Origin of the sequence: Flavobacterium sp. TR2 (assembly GCF_025252405.1) — a bacterium.
GTDB lineage: Bacteria > Bacteroidota > Bacteroidia > Flavobacteriales > Flavobacteriaceae > Flavobacterium.
The window spans coordinates 2,208,514-2,222,848 of sequence record NZ_CP104307.1 but is presented as its reverse complement, the minus strand read 5'-3'; the positions used below and the strand labels follow the sequence as shown (position 1 = coordinate 2,222,848).

12 protein-coding genes are annotated in these 14,335 nt (G+C 34.8%); 9 read left to right on the top strand and 3 right to left on the bottom strand.

What is annotated here, in order from left to right; all coding sequences use genetic code 11:
- Window positions 1-15 precede the first annotated feature (15 nt).
- The 5 genes from N4T20_RS10055 (at window position 16) to N4T20_RS10035 (ending at window position 4,544) form a co-directional block, all read left to right on the top strand.
- The gene (locus N4T20_RS10055) at window positions 16-1,275 is read left to right on the top strand and encodes a Y-family DNA polymerase (RefSeq protein WP_260672872.1); all 1,260 of its coding nucleotides are present in this window, start codon (window positions 16-18) and stop codon (window positions 1,273-1,275) included.
- Window positions 1,276-1,313: 38 nt separating this feature from the next.
- Complete coding sequence (locus tag N4T20_RS10050; RefSeq protein ID WP_260672871.1) at window positions 1,314-2,693, top strand: exonuclease domain-containing protein; 1,380 nt, start codon at window positions 1,314-1,316, stop codon at window positions 2,691-2,693.
- 41 nt (window positions 2,694-2,734) lie between these two features.
- Entirely contained in the window at window positions 2,735-3,361 is a 627-nt protein-coding gene (locus N4T20_RS10045; RefSeq protein WP_260672870.1) for an alpha-ketoglutarate-dependent dioxygenase AlkB family protein, read from the top strand.
- A gap of 157 nt (window positions 3,362-3,518) precedes the next feature.
- Window positions 3,519-3,980: a DUF1810 domain-containing protein gene (locus N4T20_RS10040; RefSeq protein WP_260672869.1), complete on the top strand. Its 462-nt coding sequence runs from the start codon at window positions 3,519-3,521 to the stop codon at window positions 3,978-3,980.
- Between the two features lie 159 nt (window positions 3,981-4,139).
- On the top strand, window positions 4,140-4,544 hold the full coding sequence (locus N4T20_RS10035; protein ID WP_260672868.1) for an MFS transporter: 405 nt from the start codon (window positions 4,140-4,142) through the stop codon (window positions 4,542-4,544).
- A 64-nt stretch (window positions 4,545-4,608) separates the two neighbouring features.
- On the opposite strand, the gene N4T20_RS10030 is transcribed toward N4T20_RS10035, so the two are convergent.
- Entirely contained in the window at window positions 4,609-6,018 is a 1,410-nt protein-coding gene (locus N4T20_RS10030) for an APC family permease (RefSeq protein WP_260672867.1), read from the bottom strand.
- A gap of 320 nt (window positions 6,019-6,338) precedes the next feature.
- Between N4T20_RS10030 and N4T20_RS10025 the strand changes: the two genes are divergently transcribed.
- From N4T20_RS10025 to N4T20_RS10015, 3 genes are all read left to right on the top strand, one after another.
- Entirely contained in the window at window positions 6,339-7,097 is a 759-nt protein-coding gene (locus N4T20_RS10025; RefSeq protein WP_260672866.1) for a methyltransferase domain-containing protein, read from the top strand.
- A 289-nt stretch (window positions 7,098-7,386) separates the two neighbouring features.
- Entirely contained in the window at window positions 7,387-8,811 is a 1,425-nt protein-coding gene (locus tag N4T20_RS10020; RefSeq protein WP_260672865.1) for a sensor histidine kinase, read from the top strand.
- On the top strand, window positions 8,801-9,190 hold the full coding sequence (locus tag N4T20_RS10015; RefSeq protein WP_260672864.1) for a response regulator: 390 nt from the start codon (window positions 8,801-8,803) through the stop codon (window positions 9,188-9,190). The genes N4T20_RS10020 and N4T20_RS10015 overlap by 11 nt, the downstream gene beginning before the upstream one ends.
- Here N4T20_RS10015 and N4T20_RS10010 read toward each other — a convergent pair.
- Window positions 9,187-10,356 (bottom strand): C40 family peptidase, encoded by a 1,170-nt coding sequence (locus N4T20_RS10010; protein WP_260672863.1) that lies wholly within the window; start codon window positions 10,354-10,356, stop codon window positions 9,187-9,189. The two genes, N4T20_RS10015 and N4T20_RS10010, sit on opposite strands and share 4 nt — an antisense overlap.
- Window positions 10,357-10,596: 240 nt before the next feature.
- On the opposite strand from N4T20_RS10010, the gene N4T20_RS10005 reads away from it, so the two are divergent.
- Entirely contained in the window at window positions 10,597-11,985 is a 1,389-nt protein-coding gene (locus N4T20_RS10005; protein WP_260672862.1) for a kelch repeat-containing protein, read from the top strand.
- Between the two features lie 84 nt (window positions 11,986-12,069).
- Here N4T20_RS10005 and N4T20_RS10000 read toward each other — a convergent pair whose 3' ends face one another.
- The gene (locus tag N4T20_RS10000; RefSeq protein ID WP_260672861.1) at window positions 12,070-14,334 is read right to left on the bottom strand and encodes an aconitate hydratase; all 2,265 of its coding nucleotides are present in this window, start codon (window positions 14,332-14,334) and stop codon (window positions 12,070-12,072) included.
- Between the last annotated feature and the right edge of the window lies 1 nt (window position 14,335).

Sequence of the window (14,335 nt, the reverse complement as noted above, 5' to 3'; positions counted from 1 at the left end):
AAAATACATTTAGAAATGTTTGCTTTAGTCGATTGTAATAATTTTTATGCTTCTTGCCAAAGAGTATTTGAACCGCATTTAAGAGGAAAACCTATCGTTATCCTTTCTAACAATGATGGCTGTGTTATTTCACGTTCTGATGAAGCTAAAGCTCTGGGTATACCAATGGCAATTCCTGCCTTTAAATACGAATCTATTTTTAAGGAAAAGAATATTTTTGTTTATTCTTCAAATTATCCGCTCTATGGAGATATGAGTAATCGGGTAATGAATCTCCTGCGAACTTATACGCCTGAAATTGAAATTTACAGTATAGACGAAGCTTTTTTAAAATTCTCGGGTTACGATTTATTTGATCTGAATACACTTGGATTAAAAATACGCAAAGAGGTCACACAAGGAACAGGTATTCCCGTAAGTGTAGGTTTTGCACCTACCAAAGCCTTAGCCAAAATGGCGAATAAAATTGCTCGAAAATTTGCTGATCGCACACAAAATGTTTATTGCATCGATTCTGAAGAAAAAAGAATCAAAGCCTTAAAATGGGCTAAAATTGAAGATGTTTGGGGAATTGGGAGAAAACACGCGAAAAGACTTAAAGCAAAAAAAATTAATACAGCTTATGAATTTACCCAACTTCCAGATGCTTGGGTAAGAAAAGAAATGTCTGTAGTCGGGCTTAGATTAAAACATGAATTGGAAGGGAAACCGACTTTAGAATTAGAGGAAGCATCAGACCGAAAAATGATTGCTACAACTAGATCTTTCGAAAAAAGATATACTACTTATGAAGAAATATCAGAGCGAATTAGCACATTTACAGCTTCTTGTGCCGAAAAATTAAGGAGACAAAATTGTCATTGCAATATGGTAACCGTTTTTATACAGACTAGTTTTATAAAAAACGAAGAATCTCATTATTCAAGAAGCATTACAATTACAACAGATTTTCCAACCAATTCTACGATAGAACTTAATGCAGCAGCTCAAAAAGGGTTTAAAGCTATTTTTAAAAAAGGTTATCGCTATAAAAAAGCAGGTGTAATTGTAATGGGCTTAACACCAAATAACGAAACACAGCTTAATTTATTTAACACTTCAAACCCTAAACATGAGCCTTTAATGAAAGTAATTGATGAAATGAATCGGAGCTATGGCAACAATAAAATTAAATTCGGCGTACAGTCTTTAGGCCGACAATGGAAAATGAAACAGGACAGATTATCTCCCAAATTCTCTACTCTCCTTAAAGATATTATCACAGTCAAAACTTAATTGAACAACAGAAATAGAACATTTTACGTTATATAAAGATGAAAAATACGGAATATGCTATAGTCGATATTGAAACCACAGGCGGAAATGCCAGCGGTAGCCGCATTACAGAAATTGCGATCATTATTCATGATGGCAAAAATGTGCTGGATCGTTATGAAACACTTGTTAATCCTCAACAGGACATCCCTCCTTCTATTTTTGGATTAACAGGCATTAATAACGAAATGGTAGCCAATGCGCCAATCTTTGATGATATTTCAGAAAAAGTTCTCGAAATGCTTACAGACCGTATTTTCGTGGCGCACAATGTCAATTTCGATTATTCATTCGTTCATCATCAACTGGAACAATCTGGTTTTAAATGGTCTGCTAAAAAATTGTGCACCGTTCGCGCAGCCAGAAAAATCAAGCCGGGATTGGGTTCTTATAGTTTAGGCAATCTTTGCAATTCTTTAAATATCAATTTAGAAAACAGACACCGCGCGGGCGGAGATGCAGATGCTACTGCACTGTTGTTTTCTCTTTTGCTGGAATGGGACGATGCTGGAGAAATCGAGAAAATGATCAAAAAAACGGCTCAAGATCAGCGCTTGCCACCTAACCTTCCGCCAGATGATTTTAATAATCTGCCAGACAAACCAGGCGTTTATTACTTTTATAATCAGGCAAAAAAAGTGATTTATGTTGGAAAAGCAATTAATTTAAAAAAACGCGTAACATCACATTTTACAGGTAATAATATCAATCCGCAAAGGCAGCATTTTTTAAGGGATATTCACGGAATTTCTTTTGAAGTCTGCGCTACAGAATTAATGGCGCTTCTTTTGGAGTGTACAGAAATCAAAAAGCTCTGGCCGACTTATAACAGGGCTTTAAAACGCTTTGAAGCAAAGTTTGGCATTTACCAATACGAGGCTAGAAACGGGTACAAATATTTAGCTATTGGAAAAGTAAGTAAGTTTCAGGTATGCATTCATGAATTTAGCAGTTTGCATGAAGGCATCAATTTACTTCGAAGTCTGGCTGAACGCTTTGAAATCGATCATCGTTTCTGCAAATATTCAAAATCAGAAGAGGGAGATTTTTTTTATAATAATAACGTGCAGAGTCTGCCCGATACTATAATGCATAACGCGCAAGTCGATAACGCTATTGATTATCTGTTAAACAACAGGCCAACTTTTGCTATTATCGATAAGGGAAAATCAAAAGAGGAACGCAGCTGCATATGGATTGAAAACGGACATTTTTATGGTATGGGATATCTTCCTTCGGATGTTTCGATTCATGAGCCTTCAGAAGTAAAAAATTATGTTACGCCTTATAAAAGCAACCAATATATAGAGCAATTGATTTTTTCTTACGCAGAAAAACATCCAAGAAAAGTGTTTTTTAAAAAGCATTTCTTAGTCTAAAATCGAATTAGAGAAAAATAGAGCTGTAAAAAATCAAAATTATGACACTATTTACCGACACCGAATTATTTACCACTGGGCACGGAGGTAAAAAAATATTTGATCTTCCGGATTGCGAACTAATTCTGATTGAAAATTTCTTCAGTAAAGAAGAATCAGATTCTTTTTATGAAAGAATACTTCGTAAAACGAAATGGAGAGAATATGAAATGGAAATTTATGACAAAACCTACACTGTACCCAGAATGATTGCCTGGTATGAGGATAAAGATAATGCAGGAGCCGATCCAAACGGACCTGACTGGACGTATGAATTGTTAAAAATTAGAAGCCGTGTTGAAAAAGAAACCCAGCTTGATTTTAACAGCCTTCTGTTAAATTTATACCGAAACGGAAAAGATGGCGTTGGCTGGCACAGCGATCGTGAAGACAATTCTGGCAAAGATCCAATTATAGCATCTGTCACTTTTGGAGAAACCCGAATGTTTAAACTTCGCCACAAATTTAGAAAAGATATTCCGCTGGTCGAAATACCGCTTCATCATGGCTCTTTCCTACTAATGGCGGGAACTACCAATAGTTTTTGGCAGCATCACGTACCCAAAACAGCGCGCAAAGTTTTGCCCCGAATAAATTTAACTTTTAGGCAAACGCAACGTAATGCGTAATGCATTCAGAACTAAAAACTAGCTGATTTATTAGCTCAATATTGACGAGGAAAATTCTGTCGAAAAAAGTTAAAATACTGATTGTATGAACGTTTTATTAGGCTGAACCTTCCTTTTTTACTATTTTTGCAACCTTTTAAAAAAATATAATACCGTAATGGCTTATTCAAACAACGATTTAGCGCGCTTCTTAGATGCGCAGAACAAACTTTATCTTACTGCTCTTTCTGAAATCGGAAAAGGGAAAAAAGAAACGCATTGGATGTGGTTTATTTTTCCTCAAATTAAAGGATTGGGTAAAAGCGATACTGCAAATCTATATGCCATTAACGATCTAAAAGAAGCAGCAGATTATTTGGAGCATCCTATTTTAGGAAAACATTTAATTGAAATTTCAGAATTATTATTAACTTTTAAAATGAAATCGGCAGATGGAATTTTTGGCGATTTAGATGCCCGAAAATTGCGTTCTTGCATGACTTTATTTTCTTTGGTAGAGAATGCAAATCCAATATTTCAGGAAATTCTGGAGGCTTTCTTTTCTGGAGAAACCGATCCGCTTACTTTGTCTATTATTAATTCAACTATAAAATCTGTTGATGAACCGGTTGAAATATAACCTGAGTTTACAGCGATTATCATTTAAAAGGCACTATTGATTAGTGTCTTTTTTTTGTTTATGATGCTACCCATTTGATAAAATTAAAACCATAAATTACTTATTTAAAAACAATTAGTATTAACTTGCATACTCTCAACCTCAAATCTAAACCAAATTATGACTGAAAAAATCAAAACTTTACAAATCATCCATCTTGGTGTTTGTGCAGGAACAATTATTGCGTATTTCATTATAGGAGACATTTCGTTAGAAACATTAAATATTCCTTCTATAGATTCAAATTCAATACTATATCTTATTATTCCAGTTCTTGCCTTTGTTACAAGCAGTATATTATTTAAAGCGCAATTAAAACAGATCGATCCGAAGCTAAAACTCGAAGACAAACTTCCAGTTTACCAAACGGCTTCTATTATGCGATGGGCAGTTCTTGAAGGCGCAGCTTTTTTAATATTAATCTTAAAGCCTGAATTCATCATATTCGGATTGCTTCTCATTGTATATCTCATTTTTTTAAGGCCAACAGAAGAAAGAATTACGAATGATTTATCCGACTATTAAACAATAAAAAAGCATCTTGAAAATCAAGATGCTTTTTTATTATGCTTCAACTGAAACTAAAATGTTACTCGCTTGGTTTGGTTAAATAATAAACTGGAATTCCAGTCAGCATAATTAATACTCCCCATCCACAAGTTGAAAATTTTGTAATTAATAGCGAAACACAAATTGCCGACGCCACGACAATATACAGCATTGGCAAAAATGGATAGCCAAATGCTTTATAGGGTCTTTCTGCATCTGGCATCTTTTTTCTCAGGATAAAAATTCCATAAATCGTCAAAATGTAAAAAATCAAAACAATGATAATTACAAAATCCAGCAAATCTCCATATTTTCCTGTCAGACACAAAGCCGAAGCCCAAATACATTGCGCCCAAAGTGCCCACGCAGGTACACTCGAACTATTTAAAACGGCCGCTTTTTTGAAAAACAATCCGTCTTTTGCCATCGTATAATATACCCTCGCACCCGCCATAATCAATCCGTTGTTGCAGGCAAAAGTCGAAATCATGATCATAATTGCAATAATTAGCGCTCCGATATTTCCAAAAATATAATCTGAAGCCACCACGGCAACACGGTCAAATTTTGCTGTTGCAATTTCGTCAAACGGAACTACAGCCAAATACATTAGATTTGTCACAACATAAAGAGAGGTCACTATAAAAGTTCCTAGAAACAAACTAAGGCCTACATTTCGTTTAGGGTTTTTAATTTCTCCTGCGATAAAAGTTACGCCATTCCAAGCATCACTAGAAAATAATGATCCTACCATTGCTGCCGAAATTCCAGAAATCAGAGCAGTTCCACTAATTGGCAGCCATGATCCGCTTTCTTTGTCAAATGTTCTTGTGCTCCAGCCATCTGCCCAGTTTGCATCCCAAATTGAAGCTTTCGCGGCAAGCGTTAATCCAAAAACAACTAATCCTAGCAGCGATAAAATTTTAATTATTGTTAAAACGGTTTGCAGAATTTTTCCATTTTTCACACCACGGCTATTAATGAAAGTCAGAATGATAATGGTTAAAATCGAAACCAGCTGAGCTGCATTCAGTTTAAAAGCCCCTAGTTCGTAAAGAATGTTTTCATCGCTTAACGGTTCATACAAATAAGCCGCAAATTTTGAAAAGGCTACCCCTACTGCCGCAATAGTTCCAGTTTGAATAACTGCAAAAAAACTCCAGCCGTATAAAAAGGCAATCAGCTTGTTGTAAGCTTCCTTCAGATAGACATATTGTCCTCCCGCTTTAGGAAACATTGCACTCAGTTCGCCGTAGCTAACTGCTGCGACAACAGTAATAAATCCAGACAAAAGCCAGATTAAGGTAAGCCACCCTGCCGAACCTACTTGTCTGGCAATATCGGCACTTACAATAAATATCCCGGATCCAATCATAGAGCCAACCACAAGCATGGTTCCGTCTAAGAGTCCGAGTTCTCTTTTAAAATGTTCTTGGTCGTTTTCTTGCATTTTTATTGGTTTAGGTTGGCTAAAGATATACTTTTTTTGGAAATCTTAATCTTTAAATTATAAATTCTATAAATTCTTAAAAAAGACCATATTTATCAAGATTTAGCCTAATTCTTTATTAAAAATCTTTTGGGCGTATCCCGCCGAAAAAGGCGGGTCGGGCTATCCACTCTATCTTTTATGGTGAACACCACCATAAAAGGATGCCGTTGCTATCCCTTACGCAAACAAGAAATGTTTTCAAAATAAATGAAAATGGCTTATATCATGATTTTGCAACCTTAGAATTTTTCCTTATTTTTAAGATAAAAACAATATTTATGACTTGGGATCCTAAAAAATACAACGAATTTAAAGAAGAACGCTCTAAACCTTTTGACGATCTAACAAGCCTTATTGTTGACCAACCAAATCTAAAAGTCATAGACCTCGGATGCGGAACAGGCGAGCTTACTCAAAAATTACATCAAAAACTGACGAATTCCTTTGTGCTTGGCATTGACAATTCTGCTGAAATGTTGGCAAAGGCTCCAACACAAGAAAAGCTTGAGTTTAAAGAAAAGACCATTTTAGAACAGATTGACGATGAAACCAAATGGGATTTAATTTTTTCAAACGCCGCACTGCAATGGATCGATAATCATAACGAACTTTTTCCAAAAATCATTTCCCGCTTAAATCCAGACGGACAATTGGCTGTTCAGATGCCGCAGCAAAATGAAAATATCCTTAATAAAATACTTTTTCAGTTGGTGCAGGAAGAGCCTTTTGCATCATATCTCAAAAATTGGACACGCCCTTCTCCAGTATTAACTTTGGATGAGTATGCTAAAATACTTTTTGAAAACGGAGGTAAAGATTTGGTTCTCTATGAAAAAGTTTATCCTTTGATTTCTAACAATAAAGATGATTTTTTCGATTTCATTTCCGGCTCTGCACTAACGGTTTATCAGGAAAGGCTGGAAGAAAAAGAATTTAAAGCATTAACAGCCGAATTTAAAAAAAGAATAAATGCTTATTTCCCTTCGGTACCATCTATTTATGCGTTTAGAAGATTGATTATTTATGCCAAATTTTAATCAATAAAATTGACCAAACTTAAAAAAAACACATCACTTTATTAAGAACAAAAAATTAAACAAAAATAATCTAAAGGGGAAATATTTTTGCACTTAAATTATTTTTATATAAAAATCATAAGATAAATTTTATTATATTTGAGAGAAGCATTTTAAAAAGTATTTGCAAAAGCAAAATCCATTAACAAGTGTTTAATGTTTTACGAAATTAATTTCCTTCATAATTATTTTCATCATACATTTAAACACGCAAAAGACACTTTATTATTAACCTACTAATTTTAAGATTATGTCTAAATTGCAAGCTTTAAAAAATTTTCGCTTCCCAAATGTCTTCATCCTTATTTTGATTGTTTTTATTTCGTGCGCATTGTTAATCTGCATCAATTTTTTTACTATCAAAATTTTATCTGCCAACAGAGCTTATGTAAATGGGGAATCACATTATTCAAAAGGACAAAAAGATGCATCCAGACATTTAATCACTTACTTATTTACAAAGAGTCCTGCGCAATGGAAATTGTATTTGGAAGAATTAAAAGTGCCACAAGGAGACGGCATTGCAAGAATCACCCTTTTAAAAGCTGGAGATAATCAAATTGCCAGAAAAGGATTTCTTACGGGCAGAAATAACGAAGACGATCTAGATGACATCATCTGGCTATTTGAAAATTTCAAAAACGTAAGCTTTTTATCTAAAGCGATAAATGAATGGGGACAAGGAGATAAATTAATTTTTGATCTCTTTGTTATTGGACAGCAGATTAATGCAAAAATTGAACACAATATATTAACTGCAAAAGATCAGGAAAAATATTTAAAAGATATTAGCGCAATTAGTGACCGATTAACGATTAATGAGCGGAATTTTTCAAATACATTAGGAGAAGGAACTCGAAAAATAAAGGATTTGCTAATTATCACAAACATTTTTTTCATTCTAGTTATCATCTGCAGCGTCTGCCTTTATTATTCTATAATGGTAAAAAGATTATTAGTATCAAAAAAAGAGATTGAGGTGAAAAATGAAAATCTCATTATCGTAAATCACGAATTGGATCGCTTTGTTTACAGCGCATCACACGATTTGAGATCACCTATCACCTCACTAAAAGGCCTCATCGAAATAACAGCACTGGAAGATGATGTGGAGCAGGTTCGAAATTATTTGCAGATGATGCATCAAAGCCTTGCCAGACAAGATCAGTTTATAAGCGATATTATTGATTATTCTAAAAACAAAAGAAAAGAAATAATCATGGAGCCCGTGAGTCTGAAAGAACTGTGCAATGAAGCCATTCTTCAATTAATGCATATTGAAAATGCAAACAGAATTAAATTTACGCAAGAGCTTTTGGTTGACCATATTGAAAGCGACGGTCTTCGTTTGAAAATCATCATCAACAACCTGCTTTCTAATGCCATAAAATATGCAGACTGCGCCAAACCAGAAATGTTTATTACAATAAAAACCTATTTTAGCGAGGGCGTAAATAAAATAGAGGTCGCAGATAATGGAATTGGAATTCATGACGATTATAAAGCCAATATTTTTGATATGTATTTTGGAACAAATAAAAACAAAGGCTCTGGACTAGGCTTATATATCGTAAAAGAAGCTGTTGAAAATATTAGAGGAGACATTTCTGTTTTTTCAGAAAGCAATGTTGGAAGTAAATTTATAGTAACAATACCAAATTCGTATGTCATATAAATCTCAATTTATAATTATAGAAGACAACTTGATTGATCAATTTGTCACTAAAAAGCTGTTGAAAAAAGGACTTGATATTAATCCTGTCTGTATAGCCAATAACGGAAAAGAAGGAATGAACTGGATTCTAAAAAACCAGCTTCAAAATCCATTGATCATTCTTTTGGATATTCAAATGCCTATTATGAATGGTTTTGAATTTCTAGAAGAGTTTGATAGATTGCCGGAAAATGTAAAAGAAAAAATTGAAATTTTTGTACTTTCTTCGACCTTAGATAGCGATGAAATCCAAAAAGTTAAAGAAAACAAATATGTATCTGACTTCTGGAATAAACCTTTCAGATTAGAAACATTAAAAAACGCTTTTCTTCAAGTTTAATTTAAAACACGATTTACTTGAGAGAAAGCTCTTGTGTAGTACGGCTCTTTTGTAGAAGAAATCATTACACCGCCATGAGTAGACGAATGTACAAATTTAATCTCTCCGTCAATATTCTCAACAACCATACCCACATGGTTTATATGGCGTCTACCGTTGGTTCTAAAGAAAATTAAATCGCCTTTTTGGGCCTCATCCGTAGCTACTTTTGTCCCAATTCGAGATTGTTCTATGGAACTCCTTGGCAGTTTAATATCAAAATTGCCAAAAGTACAAAACATTAATCCTGAACAGTCAAAACCTGCTTTTGTAGTTCCGCCCGATCTATATCTAGTTCCAATATTACCTACTGCGCTTGCTATAAGCTGATCTATTAACTCAGAATAGTTTCCTGTTCTCACAACAGTCGAATCTCTTTTTATTTCTGGAGTCGTTTCTGCTAATTGACTAGAAGCAGCATTCAGATCTCCTTGTATATTAGTTTCTTGTGAAGTTTTTACAGCCTGAATTGCATCTGCTTTTTCTTTTGGAACACGAATTTTCAATAAATATCCAACTGGCATTTTCTTTTTAACTGATGGATTCTGACGTTCTAACTCTGCTACTGTAATGCCGTATTCTTTAGAAATTCCATATTTTGTCTCTTTAGACTTAACTTCTCTTATAAGTTCCACATCTGTTGAAGCTATTTCTGAATTGACTGGAATTTCATTTTGCGAACTAATATTCGAGGCTACGTCATTTGAAGGAATATTTATTTGCTGTCCTATTTTTAAGCCTTCGGTCTCCAGCGATGGATTTGCCTTTTTTAATTCATCAACAGAAACATTATATTTTTTAGAAATTCCCCAAAGCGTTTCTTTCGAAGCTACTTCATGAGTACCAGAAGCAGCAATAGAAGGAGTATCATTTGCCGCAACCTCAATATTTTTAGTCTTTGCTTTAGCAGTATTTTTATTCTTGTTAGGAATTAAAAGTGTAGAATTAAGTTTCAATATTTTAGGAGCATTCGGATTTGCATCTGCAATATCTTTTACTTTCACTCCATATTTCTTAGCAATAACAGAAAGGTTTTCTCCTTGCGAAATTTTGTGCTTAATAAAATTATCCTGCGCAAAAGCTCCTACACTGAAAAAAAACAATACTATTATTAACCGATAAACCATACTCTATTATTAAAGTTTTGACACTTTTTTTACATTACACATTTATTTCAACTCAAAAAAGACAAATATATTGCCTAAAAAGCGAATTTAACTTTTTAAAGTAAAAAAACCTGTATTTTTAACAATTATTTTACCTCAATTTAACAGCCTCGGCATAAAAATTGAGCCAACTTTTTGAAAAGCAGTTTTTTACATATTGATCTATTTTTTAAAAGTTTTTTTAATTCTAAAACCAAAGAAATGACAAAAAAAATACTCGTAATTTTCATCCTACTTTTTCCATTGCTTTCTATTTCGCAAAACATAAAGGGCCTGGTATTATCAGCAAACGGCGAACCCATTAAAGACGCCAATGTATTTGCAACGTTAAATAAGATTGGAACTAAAACAAATCAAAATGGAGAATTTGTCTTAAACTTAAAAAAGAAATTAGAAAATGAAGAAGTATTAGAATTTTCACATATAGGCTATACCACATTGAGGTTATCTGTAACGTATTTTACTAGGCAAAATTTCAAAGTCCAACTAGAGGAAAGCATTGAAAATCTGTCCCCAGTAGTGGTGATTTCTACATTAAAATTAAAACCAAAACTAGCTTTCAATGTTTTAAAACCTCTAAAATATCCCGTTTTCGGATTCGGATCTTTCATAAAGGATGAAAAGATTTATGTGATGGGAGGAAATCCTTTTCCTGAAATAAACTGGCTGGAAAAACTTAGATCAGAAAAAGCCGATTTTACCCTAACAGATTACCTTGCCCAATCTCAATATACGCTAGACAAACCTCACTACAAAAGAAATCTCTCTATTTATGACATTACAACCAATACTTGGACGACTCCAATTTCAAAATTAAAATCACAAGGAAGAGCATATCATAATATGCATTATTATAATAACTCCATTTATATTTTAGGCGGAAAAAAAATGTATATCAATACAATAAGCGCCTGGGAATACCTGCAAGATCAAATAGAGGTTGTGGATATTGACAGCCTTACCAGCAAAATCGATTTTGCTAACCCGCATCAAGCTGTTAATTTTGCGTCGTTCACTTATAAGGACAATATTATTGTTTTAGGAGGTTCAGTACGATCAACAGAGGAAGGAAAAAAAGATTTCACCAGCAAAATGCATCTCTACGACATTACTACTGGCTATTGGCACGAACTAGGCGATATGCCGACTGCAAAAGAAACTACAGGAATTTTAGTCAATGATAAAATCTATCTAATTGGCGGCGATAACGGCAAACTATTATCCGAAATCGAGACTTTCGATTTGACAACCGGAAAATGGCAAATAGAAGGTCAAGCCTTTACAGAATTAGAAAGACCTGCTGTTGCGTATCATGATAATATGATCTATTTTTTTGAGGATAGAAAAATGTACACTTATGACTTAAAAAGCACCGTGCTAAAAGAATATGAAATAGACATCGAACTGAAGTTTTCTGCCATGCACTACTATAACAACAAACTTTATCTCTTTGGCGGGCTTTTTGAAAATAGTTATTCTAAAATACCCTCATCGAGACTATTCAGCATTGATTTAGAAGAATTTAAAAAGACAAAACCAAACAAAGCTAAAATCTTGTCGCAAGGCGCAACTGTTGCGAAAGCGAACTAAACTTGCAATAAAATAATTTAATAGATAATAAAAAACGCTCTATTTTCATAGAGCGTTTTTTATTTGATATAATTGACTAAAATATTAAGCTTTTCCAGCTGCAATCAAATTCAATGCAGAACCAGCTACAAACCAGCCAATCTGACCTTCGTTGTAAGTATGGTTTGCTAAGATAATATCTTTTGTGCCATCTGCATGAACAAATTCTAATGTCAATGGTTTGCCTGGCGCAAATTCTGTTAAATCTAAGAAGTTAATAGTATCATCTTCTTGGATTTTGTCATAGTCTGCTTCATTTGCAAATGTCAATCCTAAAAGACCTTGTTTTTTAAGATTTGTTTCGTGAATACGAGCGAAAGATTTCACTAATACTGCTTTAACTCCTAAGAAACGAGGCTCCATAGCAGCGTGCTCACGAGAAGAACCTTCTCCGTAATTATGATCTCCAACCACAATAGATGGAACTCCTGCCGCTTTGTATGCGCGGGCAACTGCAGGAACAGCATCGTATTCGCCAGTCAATTGATTTTTTACAGAGTTTGTTTTTTGATTGTAAGCATTTACAGCTCCAATAAGCATATTGTTAGAAATATTATCTAAGTGCCCACGGAAACGCAACCAAGGTCCAGCCATAGAAATATGGTCTGTAGTACATTTTCCGAATGCTTTGATTAATAATTTAGCACCTGTAATATTTTTCCCGTCCCAAGCATTAAAAGGAGCTAATAACTGTAAGCGCTCTGAGGTCGGATTAACAACTACCTGAACATTTGAGCCGTCTTCTGCCGGAGCCTGAAAACCTGGGTCTTCAGCATAGAAACCTTTAGCAGGAAGTTCGGCTCCAGTAGGCTCATCAAGCATTACTTCTTCGCCATCTTCATTGATTAATTTATCTGTTAATGGATTAAATCCTAAATCTCCTGCAATTGCCAAAGCTGTTACCAATTCTGGAGAACCTACGAATGCCAAAGTGTTTGGGTTACCGTCTGCACGTTTAGAGAAATTTCTATTGAAAGAATGCACAATAGTGTTTCTTTCTTCTTTTTCCGCCCCTTCTCTATCCCACATACCAATACATGGTCCGCAGGCATTTGCAAATACTGTTGCGTTGATTTTATTAAAAGTATCGATAAATCCGTCTCTTTCTATTGTAGAACGCACGACTTCAGAACCTGGAGTGATTGTAAATTTCGCTTTCGTTTTTAAATTTTTCGCAGCCACTTGTTTTGCTAAAGATGCAGCGCGAGAAATATCTTCGTAAGATGAGTTTGTACAAGAGCCAATCAAACCATACTGAACCTGTAACGGCCAATTGTTTTTGATAGCTTCTTCTTTCATTTTAGAAATCGGAGTAGCTAAATCTGGCGTAAAAGGACCGTTTAAGTGCGGTTCTAACGTAGATAAGTTGATTTCGATAACTTGATCGAAATATTTTTCAGGGTTAGCATATACTTCTGGATCTCCTGTTAAATAAGAAGCGATTTTATCTGCAGCATCAGCCACATCTGCTCTATTTGTAGAACGCAAATAACGGCTCATAGAATCATCGTAGCCAAAAGTTGAGGTTGTAGCTCCAATCTCAGCTCCCATATTACAAATCGTTCCTTTACCAGTACAAGACATCGCTTTTGCGCCTTCTCCAAAATATTCTACGATAGCGCCAGTACCACCTTTTACGGTCAAAATACCCGCAACTTTAAGAATAACATCTTTTGGAGCTGTCCAGCCAGATAATTTACCCGTTAACTTCACTCCGATAAGTTTAGGAAATTTAAGCTCCCAAGCCATTCCAGACATGACATCTACAGCATCTGCCCCACCAACACCAATAGCAACCATTCCTAACCCGCCTGCATTTACAGTATGAGAATCGGTACCAATCATCATTCCGCCAGGGAAAGCATAATTTTCAAGCACTACCTGGTGAATAATTCCAGCTCCTGGTTTCCAGAAACCGATTCCGTATTTATTAGAAACAGAAGACAAGAAGTCAAAAACCTCATTACTTTGTGTTTTTGCTCTAGCCAAATCGGTTACAGCGTCTACTTTTGCCTGAATCAGGTGGTCGCAGTGAACCGTTGTAGGAACTGCCACTTTAGATTTACCGGCGTGCATAAACTGTAATAGCGCCATTTGTGCAGTTGCATCCTGACAAGCTACTCGGTCTGGTGCAAAATCAACGTAATCAACCCCTCTTCCAAACGCCTTAGTAGGATTTCCTTCCCAAAGGTGATTGTATAAAATTTTCTCCGTTAAAGTAAGTGGACGACCAACAATCTCACGCGCTTTATCAACGCGACTTGACATATTTTCGTACACTTTTTTAATCATTTCGATATCAAAAGCCATA

Excerpts from the sequence above, each read along its gene's own strand:
- N4T20_RS10055 (WP_260672872.1), top strand. The coding sequence starts at position 16 with ATGTTTGCTTTAGTCGATTGTAATAATTTTTATGCTTCTTGCCAAAGA.
- N4T20_RS10050 (WP_260672871.1), top strand. The coding sequence starts at position 1,314 with ATGAAAAATACGGAATATGCTATAGTCGATATTGAAACCACAGGCGGA.
- N4T20_RS10045 (WP_260672870.1), top strand. The coding sequence starts at position 2,735 with ATGACACTATTTACCGACACCGAATTATTTACCACTGGGCACGGAGGT.
- N4T20_RS10040 (WP_260672869.1), top strand. The coding sequence starts at position 3,519 with ATGGCTTATTCAAACAACGATTTAGCGCGCTTCTTAGATGCGCAGAAC.
- N4T20_RS10035 (WP_260672868.1), top strand. The coding sequence starts at position 4,140 with ATGACTGAAAAAATCAAAACTTTACAAATCATCCATCTTGGTGTTTGT.
- N4T20_RS10030 (WP_260672867.1), bottom strand. The coding sequence starts at position 6,018 with ATGCAAGAAAACGACCAAGAACATTTTAAAAGAGAACTCGGACTCTTA.
- N4T20_RS10025 (WP_260672866.1), top strand. The coding sequence starts at position 6,339 with ATGACTTGGGATCCTAAAAAATACAACGAATTTAAAGAAGAACGCTCT.
- N4T20_RS10020 (WP_260672865.1), top strand. The coding sequence starts at position 7,387 with ATGTCTAAATTGCAAGCTTTAAAAAATTTTCGCTTCCCAAATGTCTTC.
- N4T20_RS10015 (WP_260672864.1), top strand. The coding sequence starts at position 8,801 with ATGTCATATAAATCTCAATTTATAATTATAGAAGACAACTTGATTGAT.
- N4T20_RS10010 (WP_260672863.1), bottom strand. The coding sequence starts at position 10,356 with ATGGTTTATCGGTTAATAATAGTATTGTTTTTTTTCAGTGTAGGAGCT.
- N4T20_RS10005 (WP_260672862.1), top strand. The coding sequence starts at position 10,597 with ATGACAAAAAAAATACTCGTAATTTTCATCCTACTTTTTCCATTGCTT.
- N4T20_RS10000 (WP_260672861.1), bottom strand. The coding sequence starts at position 14,334 with ATGGCTTTTGATATCGAAATGATTAAAAAAGTGTACGAAAATATGTCA.